We start from the raw sequence: 16,257 nt of genomic DNA on the forward strand, positions 1-16,257 counted from the left end.
TTAACTTAGTTCGTTTTCACGACCTGGTGACCGTCGTTTTCGTTCAGGCCCTGCTCGGCGTAGAAACCCAGCTTGGTCATGGTCGGCAGGTCGTTGAACTGGAACAGGCAGGCATCGTCGCCGGAGGACGTGTTGCAGTGTTCGTGCCACATCCATGCCGGAACGCAGAAGATATCCTTCTCCTTCCAGTCGAAGCGCTGACCATTGATGACCGAATAGCCCTCACCCTTGGCAACCTGATAGATGGCATTGCCGGTGTGGCGGTGCGCCTTGGTGTGCTCGGAAGGACGCAGGAGCTGCATCGCCGCGCCCATGGTGAGCATCGGATCGCCACCTGTGGTCGGGTTGGTATAGCGCATGATCACGCCGTCATAGGGCGAACCATCGGTTACCTTGGCATAGTTCAGCAGGGCCTCGTATGTCGGCTCCCAGCGATACTGCATCAGGGGCGAATACGGCTTGTCCCACTTATCCATGAGCGGAAGAAGCCCGGGACCGCCATAGGTCAGCGGGCTGTCGTTCACCGGCAGGTCGGTGGTCTGGTAATCGTCCGGGTGAACCGCATAGAAATTGGCTTCCAGGGCATTGGTCAGCGGAATATCGAGCCCGTCCTGCCACATGCTGGTTTCGCCGTCCTCGGCAATGCCATGTTCGTGCCAGGTGCCGTTCGGGGTGATGACGAAATCACGGGCGCCGAGATTGATCTTGTGGCCATCCACGATCGTGTAGGCGCCGGCGCCTTCCATGATGAAGCGCAGGGCCGAGGCGGCGTGCTTGTGCGCGCCTGCCCGCTCGCCCGGCCGCATCACCTGAATGCCGGAGAACAGCCAGCCGCAGGCGGCGCTGACTTCGGTGCGCTTGGGGTTGAGCAGATAGACCACGCGCCGGCCGGCGTCTTCGGGGCGAACCAGGTCGAGCGCGCGCAGGACCTGATCACGCAGTTCCGAGTTCTTCCAGAGAACCGGAGCCGAAGCCGGCGTCGGCTGCCAGGGTTCGATCGAGTTGGCGACCGTCCACAGGGCGCCCGTGTCGAGCTTGGCAAGATCATTGTAGTAGGCTTCGAGTTCCGCATTGTCCTTGACGCGGGCGCGGCCCAGAATGTCATCGCTTTGTACTGCATCAGTCATGGCTTCAACCTCTCCTCATTTACGGATCTTGATCGGTTCCAAATCCTCAGGCGAAGCTTCGCCCTTCTCCCGCTCCGCCTCGTCGGCGGGCGCGCGAAGCGTCTCGATCGGATTTCTGACCGTCTGGTTCACATTCAGCTGGAAAACATCGAACCGGTTATAGTGGCCGATGATGTCGTGCATCTGCTTGGGCTGAATGCACTTGCCGAGGTCGATCTCGGCATAGACAATCCCCTCGTCGTCGATCAGGCCATCCCCGATCACACGGCCGTCCGGGCCGATAACGCCCGAAAACGCGCTGGACTTGCGCTCCAGCAACGCCCGCGCGTCGGGCCGGACCTTTTCCATTTCGGCGATGATCTCATCCGAAATGGTCGAGGTGGATATAATGGTGAATACCTTGCCCTCGAAGCTGTGCGACTGACCGCGCAGCTTGATTGCCTCCGCCATATCGTAATCGGGCGGCGCCACGGGCAACGAAATGTAGCTTGCGGCATGCACCAGTTCGCCCTGAGCGAGCAGGGAAAAGCGCGCCAGCGTATTGGTGTTTTCGCCGCAGGCGAGACCGCCGAGGGGACCGATCTCGGTGTCGTAAACCTTGAGGCTGGAACCGTCGCCGCCGGTCCAGGTCAGCTTTTCCGCCCAGGTCGGCACCAGCTTGCGATGCTTGCCGATGATCGCTCCGTCGGGACCGATGAACACCAGCGTGTTGTAGAGTGCGCCAAGCGACACGGGGCTACGCTCGTTCACGCCCAGGATGACATAGACCCCGTGGGTGCGGGCCGCCGCGCGGACCGTGTCGATCTCGGGCCCCGGCACAAACACCGATGCGCGCACCAGCTTGTCGAACCAGGCGCTGCCCGTCACCGGATCGGTAATCCAGTTCCAGTAGGGATAGCCGGGAACGAACACCTCCGGAAACACGATCAGACGCGCGCCATTGCGGGCAGCCTCGGCGATCAGATCCGCAACCTTCTCTACCGTTGCCGCTGCGTCGAGATAGACCGGGCTCGCCTGCACGGCGGCCGCCTTGAATTTGGGAAAATCATGTACTGGAAGCATTCAACCGTTCCCTTGCAAGCCAAGAATTTGCACCCGAAATGCATCTGCGCGCCCTGCTTGCCGCGAAAGCCCGCCATTGCAGGGCAACCCTTCGTCAAGCTGGAACTGGCTGCGATCTATCCACTTGATTCCGCTTGCCTTAGTCGGGCGATCGGGACCCAGAAAAGCGATAGGGGTCGCCACAAATTCATCTCTTATGACAATGTATTTTACATATAAAATTATATTTGGCTACCCCTTTCTTTGCGGCATCTTGAGCCCGCGTCAGGTTGACGCGGCGCTGACACTCTCGTTCGAGGATCAAACCGAAACGACGGAATTCGCGACAACGGAAAGGTCTCTGCAGACCGGTTGAAGCCAAAAACACGTTGACATATTTTATATATAAAATTATTCTCGAAACAGATTATTTGGAGACTTGGATGGCCGAACGCTCATTTGCGAAAGAAGTACAGGACCTCAAGCTTGGAGAGGGAGACGTTTTCCGCGGCGAAGGCATTCTGGCAATCACCAAGGCCCTCCTTCAGTCCGGCATTTCCTATGTCGGCGGCTATCCCGGGTCGCCGATTTCCCACCTCATGGACGTGCTGGCCGACGCCGACGAAATCCTCGAGGAACTGGGCGTCAACTTCCAGAGCATGGCCAACGAGGCGACTGCGGCCGCGATGCTTTCCGCATCGGTGATGTACCCGTTGCGGGGCGCGGTGGCGTGGAAGTCCACGGTCGGCACCAATGTCGCATCGGACGCGCTGGCCAATCTCGCCTCGGGCGGCGTCACCGGCGGCGCGATGGTGATTGTCGGCGAGGATTACGGCGAAGGCTCCTCGATCATGCAGGAGCGCACCCATGCCTTTGCGATGAAGTCGCAGATGTGGCTGCTCGATCCACGCCCGGACCAGGAATGCATCGTCAACCTGATCGAAAAAGGGTTCGAACTTTCCGAGGAGTCCAATACGCCGGTGATGCTGCAGGTGCGCGTACGCTCCTGTCACATGCATGGCAGCTTCGTGTGCAAGGACAATGTGCGCCCGCAATTCACGCTTGCCGATGCGATGAACAATCCGAAGCGCGATCTCGATCGGATCGTCCTGCCGCCGGCGGCCTATGAGCACGAGCAGGAAAAGATCAAGCGCCGGATGCCCGCCGCGATCGAGTTCATCACCAAGCACAAGCTCAACGAGTTCTTCGGCGACAAGACCGGCAGCAAGACCGGCATCATCGTCCAGGGCGGAACCTATAACAGCACGATCCGCGCCCTGCAGTTCCTCGGCCTCGCCGACGCTTACGGCGACACCAAGGTCCCGATCTACGTGATGAACGTTGCCTATCCCACCATCGTGTCGGAAGTCGACAGGTTCTGCGAGGGGCTCGAGTCCGTTCTGGTGATCGAGGAAGGCCAGCCCGAATATATCGAGCAGTCGATTTCCACCACCCTCTCCCGCGTCCGCTCGACCACCCGGGTGCACGGCAAGGATTACCTGCCGATGGGCGGGGACTATACCGCAGAGGTGCTCACCGACGGGCTGCAGCGCTATTTCGAGGATCATGAGCCCGCCCGCCTCGGCAACCGGCCGCCCGTGCCAAACGCCAAGCCAACGCTTGCCCTGCCGGAGGTGGCAAAACTCAGGGAGGTGGTGCCGTCGCGTCCGCCCGGTCTTTGCACGGGCTGTCCAGAACGCCCAATCTTCACGGCGATGAAGCTGGTTCACGAGGAAATCGGCGAGCACCACGTCTCGGCCGACATCGGCTGTCACCTGTTCTCGATCCTGCCGCCCTTCAACCTCGGCGCCACCACGATGGGCTATGGCCTCGGTGGGGCATCGTCGGCGGCCTTCAACGTCAAGGGCGCAAAGCGCTCGATATCGATCATGGGCGACGGCGGGTTCTGGCACAACGGCCTGACCAGCGGCATCGGCAATGCCGTCTTCAACAAGCACGACGGCGTCTTCCTGATCATCGACAACTTCTATTCCTCCGCCACGGGCGGACAGGACATCCTGTCGTCGCGCGCTTTCAATAAGCGGAGAAACACCAACAACAGCATCGTCAAGGCGGTCAAGGGCATCGGCGTGGAATGGGTCCGCCAGATCGATCGCACCTATGACGTCAACAAGATGCGCGATGTCCTCAAGGAGGCGCTGACCACGCCGTTCGAGGGGCCGAAGGTGATCGTCGCGTCATCCGAGTGCATGCTCAACAAGCAGCGCCGCGTGAAGCCGCAGATCAGAAAGGCCATCAGCGACGGCAAGCGGACGGTCACGGCGCGGTTCGGCGTCGATGAGGACGTGTGCACCGGCGATCATGCCTGCATCCGGCTTTCGGGCTGTCCGTCGCTCTCGGTGAAGCAGCTCGACGACCCGCTGCGCGACGATCCGGTGGCCTCGATCGACAACACCTGCGTGGCATGCGGCAATTGCGGCGAAGTGGCGGACGCGGCGGTTCTCTGCCCGAGCTTCTACCGCGCCGACGTCATCAACAACCCATCGAAGTGGGACCGGTTTTCCAACAGGGTTTCGATGAGCATCATCGGCTTCCTGCAGAACACCCGCGAACGTTTCGCCGTAAGCTTCGAGGCCTGATACCGACATGAGAGACGATACTGTAAAACTGAGCCTTGCTCCCGCGGGCGAGGCCACGGAACGCCCTATCTCCATTGCCATCGTGGCAATGGGCGGCCAGGGCGGCGGCGTGCTGACGGGCTGGATCGTCGATCTGGCGGAAAGCCAGGGCTGGATCGGCCAGTCCACATCGGTGCCAGGCGTCGCCCAGCGGACCGGCGCGACGATCTACTATGTCGAGATGATGAAGGCGCGTGAAAACGGCCGTCATCCGATCCTGGCGCAGATGCCGACGCCGGGCGATGTCGACGTCGTGATTGCGTCGGAATTCATGGAAGCCGGTCGCTCGATCCTGCGCGGTCTGGTGACGCCCGACCGGACCACCTTGATCGCGTCGAGCCATCGCGCGCTCGCAGTGACCGAGAAGATGCCGCCCGGCATGGGGGTCGCGAACAGCAACACGGTCGACGAGGCCGTTGGCGTTACCGCCAGACAGAAGATCATTTTCGACATGGACGAACTGGCGGTTCGAAACGGCAGCGTCATCTCCGCGTCGATGTTCGGCAGCCTTGCCGCATCGGGCGCCCTGCCCTTCGCGCGCGAAGCCTATCACGCGGTCATCCGCAAGGGCGGCAAGGGCGTGGAGGCTAGCATCAGGGCGTTCGACGCCGCCTATGACCGCACCCTCAAGGGACCGGACCCGACCGAAGAATCCACGGACGACGGCAAACCGGCGCCGGTTCCTGCCAAGCTGGCATCGCGCAAGGCCGACCGTCTGTTGCAACGGCTCAGGGCAGAGCTTCCCGAAGCCGCCCACACAATGGCGTTTGCCGGTCTCCAGAAGGTAGTGGCATTCCAGGATGTCGCCTATGGCGACGAGTATCTTGATCTGCTGGCAGGTCTTCATGCCACGGACCGGCAGGCAGGCGGGGACGGGCACGACTGGCTGTTCACCAACGAAGCCGCCAAGTATCTCGCCAACGCCATGGCCTATGACGATCTTATGCGGGTGGCGGACCTGAAGACCCGCAAGGCGCGAAAAGCCCGGATCGCCAGCGAACTCAGGGTCAAGGACAACCAGATCCTGAAGACCACCGAGTTCATGCATCCGCGCATGGAGGAAGTCTCGTCCGCCCTGCCGGCCGGCTTTGCCCGCTGGCTGAGATCACGCAAGGGATTTTACGCCTGGCTCGACCGGCGCGTCGACAAGGGCCGGCACGTGAACACCTATTCCCTGCGCTGGTTCCTCGCACTCTACTTCGTGGCGCGCTGGAAGCGCATGCGGCGGGTTTCCCTGCGGCATGCCACGGAGGTGGCGCATCGCGACGAATGGCTGGAGAACGCAAAGCGGGGCCTGACCGCGCATTACGACCTCGGCGTGGAAATGCTGCGCTTCCGCCGGCTGATCAAGGGATACTCCGACACGCATGTGCGCGGACACGCCAAGTTCGACAAGGTGATGAACACCACCCTGCGGCTGCTGAACCGTGACGACGCGGCCCAGTGGGCGCGCCTGCTGTTGCTCTCCGCAGTCAAGGATCCTGAACAAAAATCTCTCAACGAGACCATACAAACGATCGAAACACATCTATGAATGACCAGAACATAGCGCTCCAGCAAGAAATTCCCTCTCCCCTGACCGCCGAGGCGCTACCGCCGTCGTGCTGGTCGTTCAAGGTAACCATCCGGCACGGCCATTGCGATCCCGCCGGCATCGTCTACACCCCCAAGTTCTTCGACCTGTTCAATCACGCCATCGAAGGCTGGTTCATCGAGGTTTTGGGAATCGACTATTACCACGTCATCGGTGAACGCCGGACGGGTCTCGGCTATGTCACGGCATCGGCCGATTTCTTCGCGCCCTGCATGATGGGCAACAAGCTTGAGATTTTCGTGCGCGTCGTTCGGATTGGAAGCAAATCCTACACATTGATGCTGCATGCGATGAAAGAGGGTCGCGAGGCGTTGCGCGGACATTTCACCACCGTCACGACCTCGCTCGATCACCACAAGTCCATCGTTATTCCAGCGGATATCAAGGCGGCAATAGTTGCCTATTCTGGAAAATGGTGTCAGTAGATGCTTCCTCAATCGGTGCTATCGAGGGAGGCTTGCGGTTATGATGGACAGTCTGGAACACGAGAGCAATACATCCCTGGAAGCAAATCTCTCCCGTCGGCAAAAGGCGGAGACCAGATTCTGGCTTCAGATCCTGAATGTTCATCACCTCATCTATAATGACCTGAACGCGCGCCTTGTCAACGAGGCGGGGTTGAGCATCGCCAAGTTCGACGTGATGGCGCAACTCTATCGTTATCCCGAGGGAATTTCGATGGGCGCGCTTTCCAAAAAGCTAAAGGTGACGAACGGAAACGTCTCCGGCCTCGTCACCCGGCTGGAGGCTGACGGCTATGTCAAGAGGTCGGTCGAGCCCAACGACCGGCGCTCTTTCAGAGCCTCCATCACAGCCGAGGGCAAAACGGTATTCGAAAACGCGGTGGCGAAACACCAAACCGAGATCAGCAAGAAGCTTTCCGGCATCGCCCTGCGCGATATCGAAGAAATGACCGTAAGCCTGAAGCAGATCACCGATCAGATCAGAGGCACTGGGGAAGCAGAAAAGTCCGACTGACCGTCTGTCCCTGGAGGATTTCGCTGGAGGGGTACCGTTTCGTCGTAGGGGGACTGCTTCGGCTGAGGGCGGAATGAGGCCCTACGCTTTTTCGCCCATCGGCGAACGGTATTCCCGGTCAATAGGATGAGCGCCTATTCGCGCGAGCAGGTATGCACCTCGAACTCAGGCCGCACGTCAAGCCCTTCATTTGGCCGACCGCCGATGGCCTGGCAGAGAGGCGCGGTATTCCGGCAAATGATGGTTGCTGCGAACCCATTCAGCCCGGTGACATTTTCGGCAATCTGCGTATTCTTTGCGAACTGACGAAAGCACTGGCGGCGCGCGCGTTGAACACCATGCTTGACGGTCATCCCGGCCATCTCTTGTGGCAGGTCGCGATCGAAACTTCCACACAGATGCGGGATACGATCGGCGCTTGATCCCGCCCTCAGCCAAATCGCGGCTACAGCTCAGACACCCGGTTGGCATTGACACAGACGGTATCGAAACCGCCGTTCGGAAAAAACTCGACGCCGCGGGCCTGCAGCGCGTCCAGATCGGTCCGGTAACCGACGCATCCTTCCCAGCCAGCCGCTCCGATCTTGAAGACCCATCGGTCAAGTTCGTCACCGCCTCGATGGAGCGCGCACTCGACGAACCGCCCTGCATTCTGCCAAATCTCGGAGTTTCGCTGCCCAACGCGATCTTCACCGACATTCTGCAGTTGCCGACAATCTGGATTCGCCATTCCTATCCGAGCTGCCGCCAGCACGGGGCCGACAAGCATCTGTCGAACTCGACGCCAAAGTGGGCTTGGCGATCATGGCCGGGCTTTTCTGGGGTTTTGGTGAAGCCTGAAGGGCACAGCCAAGTCACAGAAGCGACAAGTGGCAAATGGCCGATTCAGCCTTGCGGCATCAGGCTCCTGAAAGCCGACCGGACATAGACAAGCGCTTCGCCGTCTGTCGAAAGTTCGATGTCCCTGATCTCGCCGACGAATATGCGGTGACTACCGACATCGTGCTTGGCCGTGACCACGCAGGAAAGCGCAGCCCGGGCGCCTTCGAGGCGCGGCATGCCTAGGCTGCAGGTCTTCCAGCGGCCTGGCTCGAATTTTTCAGCGCCGCGCAGGCCGGCGGTCCCTGCAAAGCGGAGCGCCAGGGCATGATCCTGATCGTTCAGCAATTGCACGCAGAACCGTCCATTCCGCGTTATTTCGGCTCCCGTCTCAGCCTTGCGGTTGATGCAGACAAGCAGGCTTGGCGGATCATCCGTAACCGAGCAGACCGCCGTCGCCGTCATGCCGCGACGGTCATCGCCCTCGCCCGTCGTCACGACGGTGACAGCGCCGGGAAACATCGCCATGGCCTGGCGGAAATTCTCAGGATTGGTTTGCATGACAACCTTCTTCTTGAGGTTCGAATACGTTCTGAAGCACCCCGTTCAACCACTTCAGGCCCGGATCAGCGCTGAACATCTCGTGAGTCCAGAACTTGATTTCATAGTCCGGCATGTCGAACGGCAATTCGCACAGTTTCAAATCGTCATGGTGATGCATCAAGTTGAAGACCGAGCGCGGGAAGACTGCCGCGTAATCAGTGCGCCGGACGATCTCCGGAAGAATGGTGAAATGCTCAAGTCGCGCAGCGATGTTATAGTGAATGCCCAGATCCTCGATCCGTGCCCGGGCCATGCGATAGCCCGTCGCCTCCCTGCTGACATCGATGAACGACAGCTTGGAAAAGCTTTCGCTGGTCCAGTCCTTTTCCAGGACCGGATGACCGTTGCGGACAAGACAGATCAAATGGTCTTTCAAGAGAAAAGCACCGCGGCAGGCGGTATCTTCCAACAGCGGGCAATAGCCGATCGCCGCATCCACCTTGCCGACGCGCAGAGCCGTTTCCAGCGCATCGGTCGGCACGCGGACCGTCTGGATATTGACCCCCGGCGCCACGGCCTGAAGCGCGTTCAAAAGACGCGGCAGGGTCACGAATTCGCCTGTGTCCGTCATGGCGAGCCGAAACCTACGCGTGGACGTCGCCGGATCGAAGGTCAGGGAAGCGTCCATGGAATCGCGTAAAATGCGCATCACCTGCTGAAACGGCCCGTAAAGCGCGGTTGCCGCCGGTGTCGGATGCATTTCGTAGCCCGACCGCAGGAACAGCCTGTCATCGAACGTGTCGCGCAGACGCCGCAAGGCATGGCTGACGGCCGGCTGCGTGAGCCCGAGACGCTGGGCGGCGCCAGTCAGGTTCTCCGCCTCGTACACGGCGATAAACACCTTGATGAGATTGAGATCGAACAGCAGCAAACGCCTGTCATCCATTTGCCCGACACCTTTTGGATTGGAGAAGCTACGGATAACCGCGCGGCGCATCGAGGCCGGCAAGAACGCGGCCGGCGCTTTCAAACGTCAGATCCGCGACGGCGGCATGCTGCGTGACCACCATGGCATCGCGCAGATAGCGCTGCATCGGATTATCCTTGCTGATGACGCCCATGCCAGCGATCCGGTAACAATGCTGCACGATCTCGGCCCCGGTGCGGGCGGCATTGCTGGCGCTCAGCCGCAGCATCGTGTTTTCCACGACCGAAACCGTGTTCCCCTTCAGCAGGCTGTCCCAGGCAGCCTCGGCGGCTTCATAGAAGAATGCCCTTGCGCTGCGCAGTTTCGCTTCGCATTCGCCGATCCCGGTCAGAAAATAGCCCCGGTCGCAGAGTCTTGAATGGCCAACCATGATCTTGGCGGCTCCGGAGACCGATATCGCCTGATCGATCGCGGCGCGCGCCAGACCGAGGTTGCAGGCGGCGTGAACCTCGGCCTGATAGGCCATCGCCGGATAGCGATAGAGAAGATCATCGAAAATACCGGGCGCGCCACGCTCGCAAATCCAGGCGTCGGAATAGAACTTGTCCCTCACGCGAGTATCATGGCTGCCGGTGCCCTGCATGCCCGAGACGTCCCAGGTCTCGATAATCTCGACCTCTTCCGCCGGCGCCACCGCCATCATCACCACCGGCGGCGCATCGGCGCTTTCGCCCTCGCGGCGGCCGGCAATGCCAACGCCGATCCAGTCGGCGCCCATGCAGCCCGAGGCGAACTTCCACTGGCCAGAAACCCGCCAGCCGCCACCGACCCGCACCGCCTCCTGAACCGGGTGCAATCCGCCGGCAAAAACCTGGTCGGGGCCGTCCCGATACATGATTTCCTGCGCTTCGACGGAAAGGGCCGCCGTGTAGGTATTGGCAGAACCAAAGGCCGCAACCCAAGCGGCCGAGCCATCGACAGTAGCAATCGCATCAATCATCCTGAGGAAATGATGCGGCGCGAGCGCATCGCCGCCGAACCGGGTCGGCGTCGCGGAGCGGAAGATCCTAGCCTTTTTCATGAGTGCAATAACATCGCGGGGAATATGGCGCAGCTCCTCGAACTCACGCTGTCGTTCTGCTATGATGGCCAGAAGCTCTTCGAATTCGGGAGTTTTAGTCAGTGTGGCGCCATCGACACTGGTCGTAGCGATGTCAGTCGCACGCAAGGCTTGGCTAGAGGCCGTCATGTTCCGCTCCTTATCTATTGCTTCTGACAGGTAGCCTCGCTTTATTTATAAAGCGAATTAATATTTCTAAAAGTATCAATTCGCAAAATTCATAGATTAAGAATTGACGCCCTGCTCCCGCAGTTCGGCGATGGCTATACATGCATTAAGTATATGATATAAAAATCATTATTCCGATACTTCGGATATCAAAGCCAAACCCGGCGCTGCCGGCAGGCTCGCTTCGGACCGAAGCTATTTCAGCCAAAGGCGCTTTAGGTTTCAAGTTTTTCAGTATCATTTGATCAAAATATCTTGATCCCCTCCTACAATTCCGTTTTGATGGCCTCAATCAACGCCGCCACCGGCATCGTAAACTTAACGGAGGGAGAGAAAGCGAAAGACGCCATCCGCCGATATCTCTCATGCTCGGGCAATTTTCGCCCACAGGCTCATCGCCGCCGTGCGCAGTTCGCGATAGTGGCCGGAGGAGATGTCGTGTCGTGGGATTTGAAATAGGTTGGCGATCGGATCATGAATGGAGACGAAGCGTTGTAGATGTCGCTGTGATTTGAAGCGCTTCATGATTCGCTCTCGAAGCCGGACTGGCTGGTGAGAATTCTCCGCCCGATTATTTAACCCTTTGTGAGCACGATGCTCGACATCCGGCATGATCTCTCGCTTTGCTGCGCCATAGGATCGCAGCTTGTCTGTGATCATCACCCGCGGCGACCGGCCCTCACCCTTCAAGAGCTTGCGCATCAGGCGCTTGGCGGCCTTGGCGTTTCGGCGGCTTTGAACCAGAACCTCTAGCACAAAACCGTCCTGATCAACTGCGCGCCACAGCCAATGCTTCTTGCCACGAATTGAAACAACGGCTTCATCGAGATGCCACTTGTCCCCAAGCCGACCGCATGATCGACCACGAATGTCGTTGGCAAAGGTGCTGCCGAATTTCTCAGCCCATAGCCGGACGGTTTGGTGCGAGACAATGATCCCGCGGGCAGCCAGCAATTCCTCGACCATTCGCAGGCTAAGAGGGAACCGGAAATAGAGCCACACGGCGTGGGCAATGACTTCAAGGGGGGACGCGATGGCGGCGATAGAGTGGATCACGGTCTGTCATGGCCCATCAGTCGCACATCGAATTCCACATTCCGTTAAGTTGACGATGCCTTTCAAACGGTTCTGCCGAGACGGGACGTGGCGGCGCATTCATGACGCGCTCTACTGCCGGACGCGGCAACTGGAAGGCCGCGAAGAACAGCCATCGTTTGCCATCATTGATAGCCAGTCAGTGAAGACCGGGCCGGATGCCCGCCGCGATACCGGTTATGATGCGGGCAAGAAGATCAAGGGCCGCAAGCGGCACATTCTGGTCGACACGCTAGGCATGCTGCTCAAGGCGGAAGTCCACTCGGCGGGCATTCAGGATCGCGACGGAGCAGCTCTTGTTTTCGACAAACTCGCCAACCGCTTTCCCTTCATCGAGAAAATCTGCGGCGACGGCGGCTATCAGGGCCCCAAGGTCGAACAGGCAAGCCCGCGACCCATGGGGATCGTCAAGCGCAATCAGATTGGATTTGAGGTGTTGCCGAAGCGCTGGATCGTTGAGCGCACTCTGGCATGGCTTGGAATAAACCGCCGCCTGGCAAAGGATTTCGAGCGGTTCTCAGCAACGAGCCGCGCCTTCATCCAGACCGCAATGATCACGCTCATGACAAGAAGGCTCGCCCGATATCCGCTTTCTTGAACAGACTCTGAGGCATCAATGCTTTTGCCTTCGGAGTGAGACTTTGCCGACGAACCAACGGCCGCGCTCGACAAAGACGCAGGCCTTCATGTGGTCAGGATACTCAAAGCCCTTGGAGGGAAGCGCGGCACTTCGACGGTGATGGTGACGCACGACAGCCTCATCATCGAGCTTGCCGATAGGACTATCACCATTGAGGGCGGCGCGGCATTCCGGGACTGAGATGGGATTTCGATTTAGAACACGCCCCCTATCGGGCGCTATGACCCATTTCCCCGGACGGACTTATCGGGCTATCGGCGGCAAATTGTTCGTCCAAAAGGTGATTTTATCCAAGATGGTGGGGCGTGCGGGAACCCGATGGGCACGACATCTACTCTATGGCCCTCCCTATTGAACCTTAAAAGCGAATTGCTAGGCCCATGAAAAGGCAAAGAAATCTTGCCTATCGTGCGGCAATCGGCGATTTTCCGCCGATTGTTGCGTCTGATCCGCCGTAGTGATGTGTCCGTTAGGTCCGAACAGTCTTCGTTAGGCGCTAGTGTTGACCACCTGACACATGATACCCGATGAAAGCAGGGCATCGGGCACTGGTCCAACATTCTGGAGCGACACGGTCAGTTGACGGCTTTGAGCCCTTCCAAGACCTTCTGCGCCCCCCCCGGAGGCTACGCAAGTGCGCTATCGACGGCGCTCCTTGCTCGGAAGGCCCCAGAGAACAGCGCGACGGCGGCGAAACATATCACGGCAAACTCAACGCCCGGACCCGCCATTAGGAATCCGAAAAGTGGTGCGCCGACGGTTTGGCCCACGGCGATGGTCAAGAAACCGACCATGAGCCCGGTTGCAGGCCGGCCGGGTAAGGCATGGGTGCCCCAGATTAGGTAAACCCCGGTCAGCATCACGTAGGCCGCGCCGAAGATGGTTCCTCCGACGAGCGTCGGGACGGGGCCAAGGCCAAGGCCAAGGCCGACTGACAGGATGCTGGCCGCCATCAGGCCCAAAAAGGCCCAGTGAACGCAGTCGAGACCAAACTTTCCGACGAGCGTTCCTGCCAAAGCTCCAACAAGCCCGCCGACGCCGATGCAGGTCCAGAGAAGGCCAGTTCCGGTCGACCCCCAGTCCAACTGGCTCGCGACGAACTGGCCGCCGAAGGACCAGAGCGCCGTGCTCGCGGTCCCCATCAAGAAGGATGCCGAAATCAGCCGTAGGACCGGCCCCGTCATCGGGGGCAGACCACCTGAGCGACCGCTGCCCGAGGCTGCGGGGAGCGCGATGGCGGCCGCGATGGCCAACAGCAGTGCCACGGCGGCAAAAGCTCCGAAGGCCAGCCGCCATTGTCCCGTGATGGCGAGGGCGATGGCCCCCGACAGCGCCACGCCCGCGCTCACGCCGGCATTGATGACCGTGTTCGTCAGGTCCTGCCGACCTTTACTGACCGCCGCCGCGACCGCGGCGGCCATGGGCGGCGAGGCAAGGCCTGTGCTCGATCCGGCGACCACCACGGCAATGGCCAGGATCAGTGGCGACGGCGCGAGCGCGATACCCGCCATGCCGATTGACGCAACGAGGGCCGCCCCGACCGCGACGGCGCGCGCGCCGAGCCGTTCGGTCAGGATGGCCGATGCGACAATGGCGACGCAGTAGCCGGCGAAAGAGCCACCCGAGATCACCCCACTGAGGGACGTGCCGAGGCCCAGTTCGCTGTCGATCTGCGGCAGGAACAGGCCGAAAGCGAAGCGGGCAAAGCCGTAGCAGACCGCGATGAGGGCGAAGCCTGTTGCGCCGATGCGAAGGGCCGAGCTCATGAGCGCGCCCTCTCCAGCAGGATGGTCGCCGCCGCCCGTGCTGCGGAGACGGTTTGCGCTCCGCGATAGACCGCCGCGTGGGTCGCGCCCTCGAAGAGGACCAGCACCTGCTCGGCGAGCGTCGGGTCCTCGCGTCCCAGATCCATCGCGACGACCTCGCCGACCCGCCGGTGGAAGACCTCCTTGTGCGCCGCGACGGCTGCGGCGATCTCCGGCGTATCGCCACCCGTTTCTGCGCGCGACCGAAGGAACAGGCAGCCCCGACACCCCTCGATCCGCACCCAGTCCTCAAGGGCAGCAAACAGAGCGTCCACGGTCCGCACCTCAAGCCGGGCCATGAAGCGCCGGTCTCTCTCGGTCAGGACACGTGCCATGAGTGCCGCCTTGCTACCGGCGTGCTTGTAGAGCGTGCGGCTCGACATTCCCGCAGCCTCCGTCAACCGGTCCATGCCGGTGGCCATGTAGCCGTGACGGTCGAAGAGCCTCTCTGCGGCGGCAGTGAGTTTGGTGGTCATATCCATAGGAACCTCCCCTTGCGTCCATGAACACCAATGTAAGACGATCGTTTTACATTGCAAGCTGGCAGGAACCGACGGCGGCTTTGTCCGCATTCTGGACCTCGAGTCTTCGTTCGAACTACCGAGGTTGAACGGGACGCAAACTGGGAATCTTTTGCCAGGTGGCGAACACTAGCAGTGGTTCCCGATGCAACCGTTGCATGTCTGCAGTACGCCTTTATCTCGGTCATAGGGACTACCCCGGCGGGGTTGCTAAAGCGGACATGGAAGCGGACTGAGGAAGCGGCATGTTTGCGTCAACAGCGGTCATCCGCGAGAGAATGGCGGCGGAAACAGAACCCGCCGCCATTCCATTCGCGTCGCCTTCATTGGAGGCTTAGATCTCGGAGAGAACAGTCAGATCGCCCGTCCGCCAGACATTGTCGACCGTGTTGCGGGTGATGACCCAGACGTCGCCGGTTCTCGCCAACTCGACGTCGTAGCGGTTCTTCATCAGATAATGACGCGAGGGATCGCCACGGGGAACGTGCTGAGCCTCCACAAGCACATCCATGCGCGCCGTGTCGCCGTCGATGGTCACACGCGGATTGCTGACGGAGTGGGTGGTGTCCAGCATGCTGAGCGACGTCGACAGGGCCGCGACAATGACATCCCGACCTTCAATGACTGGATATTCGAACCCGGCTTTGGCGGCGGCCGGCCGGAAGTCTGAGACCGCGTTTTCTGCGAGCGACGACGATAGAAGCTCCTTGTCTCGGAGGTCGATACCAGCCGCGAAGCGATACAACGCTTCGACGACAGCCAGCTTGTCGGCGGCCTCCTGAGTGAGAGATGGCGAGACTGTCATGAACATACTCCTTCTTGTGCGGGGGCTTGCGGATGCAAGCCTTCCCCGGCATCCGCGCCTCAGGCGCAGATGTTCGTTGTCTGATGAGATTGTGAGGTGGGCCTGCTACTCGAGATCGGCGTCGATGCGCTCGATCAGGCCCTCAGAATTGATCGCGATCTTGAGGATGCCGACCTCGTGGCCGAAATCTCCCGTGAAATCGAGGCGGACGTTCGCGTTGAAGTCGTCCAGCGTCTCGATGGACAGCAGCCTGCTTGCGGTGTTGTAACCGACGAAGAACCGCTCGAAATAGATCCGGACGCCGGCCCGGCCGACGAAGGCGTCGCCGACCGAAACATCGTCGATGACGGCATCGGGAGCGAACAGGGACAGCGCGCCCTCGACGTCGCAGGCGTTTGCGGTCGCGATGAAGGATTCGACGAGCTTCTGCATGG

Annotated in this window: 16 protein-coding genes and 1 pseudogene; 6 read left to right on the forward strand and 11 right to left on the reverse strand. The window is 60.3% G+C overall.

The features are described from left to right. Positions 1-5: 5 nt before the first annotated feature. Both HQ843_RS03590 and HQ843_RS03595 read right to left on the reverse strand, forming a co-directional pair. The gene (locus HQ843_RS03590) at positions 6-1,127 is read right to left on the reverse strand and encodes a cupin domain-containing protein (protein WP_180899793.1); all 1,122 of its coding nucleotides are present in this window, start codon (positions 1,125-1,127) and stop codon (positions 6-8) included. 15 nt (positions 1,128-1,142) lie between these two features. Further along, positions 1,143-2,189 carry a carbon-nitrogen hydrolase family protein gene (locus HQ843_RS03595; protein WP_180899792.1) on the reverse strand — a complete coding sequence of 349 codons (1,047 nt, stop codon included), beginning with the start codon at positions 2,187-2,189 and terminating at the stop codon, positions 1,143-1,145. 422 nt (positions 2,190-2,611) lie between these two features. On the opposite strand from HQ843_RS03595, the gene HQ843_RS03600 reads away from it, so the two are divergent. The 4 genes from HQ843_RS03600 to HQ843_RS03615 are packed head-to-tail and all read left to right on the forward strand — an operon-like array spanning position 2,612 to position 7,379. Then, a complete protein-coding gene (locus tag HQ843_RS03600) occupies positions 2,612-4,768 on the forward strand; it encodes a thiamine pyrophosphate-dependent enzyme (RefSeq protein WP_180899791.1) in 2,157 nt (718 codons plus the stop codon). Between the two features lie 7 nt (positions 4,769-4,775). After that, positions 4,776-6,341: an indolepyruvate oxidoreductase subunit beta family protein gene (locus HQ843_RS03605; protein ID WP_180899790.1), complete on the forward strand. Its 1,566-nt coding sequence runs from the start codon at positions 4,776-4,778 to the stop codon at positions 6,339-6,341. Continuing rightward, positions 6,338-6,826, forward strand: a complete 489-nt coding sequence (locus HQ843_RS03610; protein ID WP_180899789.1) for an acyl-CoA thioesterase — start codon at positions 6,338-6,340, stop codon at positions 6,824-6,826. The genes HQ843_RS03605 and HQ843_RS03610 overlap by 4 nt, the downstream gene beginning before the upstream one ends. Further along, complete coding sequence (locus tag HQ843_RS03615) at positions 6,798-7,379, forward strand: MarR family winged helix-turn-helix transcriptional regulator (protein ID WP_180899788.1); 582 nt, start codon at positions 6,798-6,800, stop codon at positions 7,377-7,379. The genes HQ843_RS03610 and HQ843_RS03615 overlap by 29 nt, the downstream gene beginning before the upstream one ends. A 134-nt stretch (positions 7,380-7,513) precedes the next feature. Here HQ843_RS03615 and HQ843_RS03620 read toward each other — a convergent pair whose 3' ends face one another. After that, positions 7,514-7,732, reverse strand: coding sequence for a hypothetical protein (locus HQ843_RS03620; RefSeq protein ID WP_180903402.1), 219 nt, complete (start codon positions 7,730-7,732; stop codon positions 7,514-7,516). Between the two features lie 65 nt (positions 7,733-7,797). On the opposite strand from HQ843_RS03620, the gene HQ843_RS03625 reads away from it, so the two are divergent. Further along, entirely contained in the window at positions 7,798-8,307 is a 510-nt protein-coding gene (locus tag HQ843_RS03625) for a hypothetical protein (protein WP_180899786.1), read from the forward strand. Here HQ843_RS03625 and HQ843_RS03630 read toward each other — a convergent pair. The 4 genes and pseudogenes from HQ843_RS03630 to HQ843_RS03645 all read right to left on the reverse strand — a co-directional run bounded on the left by HQ843_RS03630 (position 8,265) and on the right by HQ843_RS03645 (position 12,023). After that, complete coding sequence (locus HQ843_RS03630; RefSeq protein ID WP_180899785.1) at positions 8,265-8,759, reverse strand: flavin reductase family protein; 495 nt, start codon at positions 8,757-8,759, stop codon at positions 8,265-8,267. The genes HQ843_RS03625 and HQ843_RS03630 overlap by 43 nt on opposite strands. After that, a complete protein-coding gene (locus tag HQ843_RS03635) occupies positions 8,743-9,771 on the reverse strand; it encodes a LysR family transcriptional regulator (RefSeq protein WP_180899784.1) in 1,029 nt (342 codons plus the stop codon). The genes HQ843_RS03630 and HQ843_RS03635 overlap by 17 nt, the downstream gene beginning before the upstream one ends. Continuing rightward, positions 9,716-10,918 (reverse strand): acyl-CoA dehydrogenase family protein, encoded by a 1,203-nt coding sequence (locus HQ843_RS03640; RefSeq protein ID WP_180903404.1) that lies wholly within the window; start codon positions 10,916-10,918, stop codon positions 9,716-9,718. Before HQ843_RS03640 ends, HQ843_RS03635 begins: the two co-directional genes overlap by 56 nt. 402 nt (positions 10,919-11,320) lie before the next feature. Further along, positions 11,321-12,023, reverse strand: a pseudogene (locus HQ843_RS03645) (IS6 family transposase). Here HQ843_RS03645 and HQ843_RS03650 point away from each other — a divergent pair. Next, a complete protein-coding gene (locus tag HQ843_RS03650; RefSeq protein ID WP_180899782.1) occupies positions 11,991-12,650 on the forward strand; it encodes an IS5 family transposase in 660 nt (219 codons plus the stop codon). The pseudogene HQ843_RS03645 and the gene HQ843_RS03650 overlap by 33 nt on opposite strands. Before the next feature lie 668 nt (positions 12,651-13,318). Here the strand turns inward: HQ843_RS03650 and HQ843_RS03655 are convergent. The 4 genes from HQ843_RS03655 to HQ843_RS03670 form a co-directional block, all read right to left on the reverse strand. Next, entirely contained in the window at positions 13,319-14,458 is a 1,140-nt protein-coding gene (locus HQ843_RS03655) for an MFS transporter (RefSeq protein ID WP_180899781.1), read from the reverse strand. Then, a complete protein-coding gene (locus HQ843_RS03660; protein ID WP_180899780.1) occupies positions 14,455-14,979 on the reverse strand; it encodes a TetR/AcrR family transcriptional regulator in 525 nt (174 codons plus the stop codon). Before HQ843_RS03660 ends, HQ843_RS03655 begins: the two co-directional genes overlap by 4 nt. 373 nt (positions 14,980-15,352) lie before the next feature. Then, positions 15,353-15,823 carry a nuclear transport factor 2 family protein gene (locus tag HQ843_RS03665; RefSeq protein ID WP_180899779.1) on the reverse strand — a complete coding sequence of 157 codons (471 nt, stop codon included), beginning with the start codon at positions 15,821-15,823 and terminating at the stop codon, positions 15,353-15,355. A 105-nt stretch (positions 15,824-15,928) separates the two neighbouring features. Beyond that, positions 15,929-16,255 carry a nuclear transport factor 2 family protein gene (locus tag HQ843_RS03670; protein WP_180899778.1) on the reverse strand — a complete coding sequence of 109 codons (327 nt, stop codon included), beginning with the start codon at positions 16,253-16,255 and terminating at the stop codon, positions 15,929-15,931. Positions 16,256-16,257: the final 2 nt, after the last annotated feature.

It is taken from the genome of Martelella sp. NC20 (assembly GCF_013459645.1).
Classification (GTDB): Bacteria; Pseudomonadota; Alphaproteobacteria; order Rhizobiales; family Rhizobiaceae; genus Martelella.

Bases quoted from the DNA above. Each gene is read 5' to 3' on its own strand.
- HQ843_RS03590 (WP_180899793.1), bottom strand. From the start codon at position 1,127: ATGACTGATGCAGTACAAAGCGATGACATTCTGGGCCGCGCCCGCGTC.
- HQ843_RS03595 (WP_180899792.1), bottom strand. From the start codon at position 2,189: ATGCTTCCAGTACATGATTTTCCCAAATTCAAGGCGGCCGCCGTGCAG.
- HQ843_RS03600 (WP_180899791.1), top strand. From the start codon at position 2,612: ATGGCCGAACGCTCATTTGCGAAAGAAGTACAGGACCTCAAGCTTGGA.
- HQ843_RS03605 (WP_180899790.1), top strand. From the start codon at position 4,776: ATGAGAGACGATACTGTAAAACTGAGCCTTGCTCCCGCGGGCGAGGCC.
- HQ843_RS03610 (WP_180899789.1), top strand. From the start codon at position 6,338: ATGAATGACCAGAACATAGCGCTCCAGCAAGAAATTCCCTCTCCCCTG.
- HQ843_RS03620 (WP_180903402.1), bottom strand. From the start codon at position 7,732: ATGACCGTCAAGCATGGTGTTCAACGCGCGCGCCGCCAGTGCTTTCGT.
- HQ843_RS03630 (WP_180899785.1), bottom strand. From the start codon at position 8,759: ATGCAAACCAATCCTGAGAATTTCCGCCAGGCCATGGCGATGTTTCCC.
- HQ843_RS03640 (WP_180903404.1), bottom strand. From the start codon at position 10,918: ATGACGGCCTCTAGCCAAGCCTTGCGTGCGACTGACATCGCTACGACC.
- HQ843_RS03650 (WP_180899782.1), top strand. From the start codon at position 11,991: ATGGCGGCGATAGAGTGGATCACGGTCTGTCATGGCCCATCAGTCGCA.
- HQ843_RS03655 (WP_180899781.1), bottom strand. From the start codon at position 14,458: ATGAGCTCGGCCCTTCGCATCGGCGCAACAGGCTTCGCCCTCATCGCG.
- HQ843_RS03660 (WP_180899780.1), bottom strand. From the start codon at position 14,979: ATGGATATGACCACCAAACTCACTGCCGCCGCAGAGAGGCTCTTCGAC.
- HQ843_RS03665 (WP_180899779.1), bottom strand. From the start codon at position 15,823: ATGACAGTCTCGCCATCTCTCACTCAGGAGGCCGCCGACAAGCTGGCT.
- HQ843_RS03670 (WP_180899778.1), bottom strand. From the start codon at position 16,255: ATGCAGAAGCTCGTCGAATCCTTCATCGCGACCGCAAACGCCTGCGAC.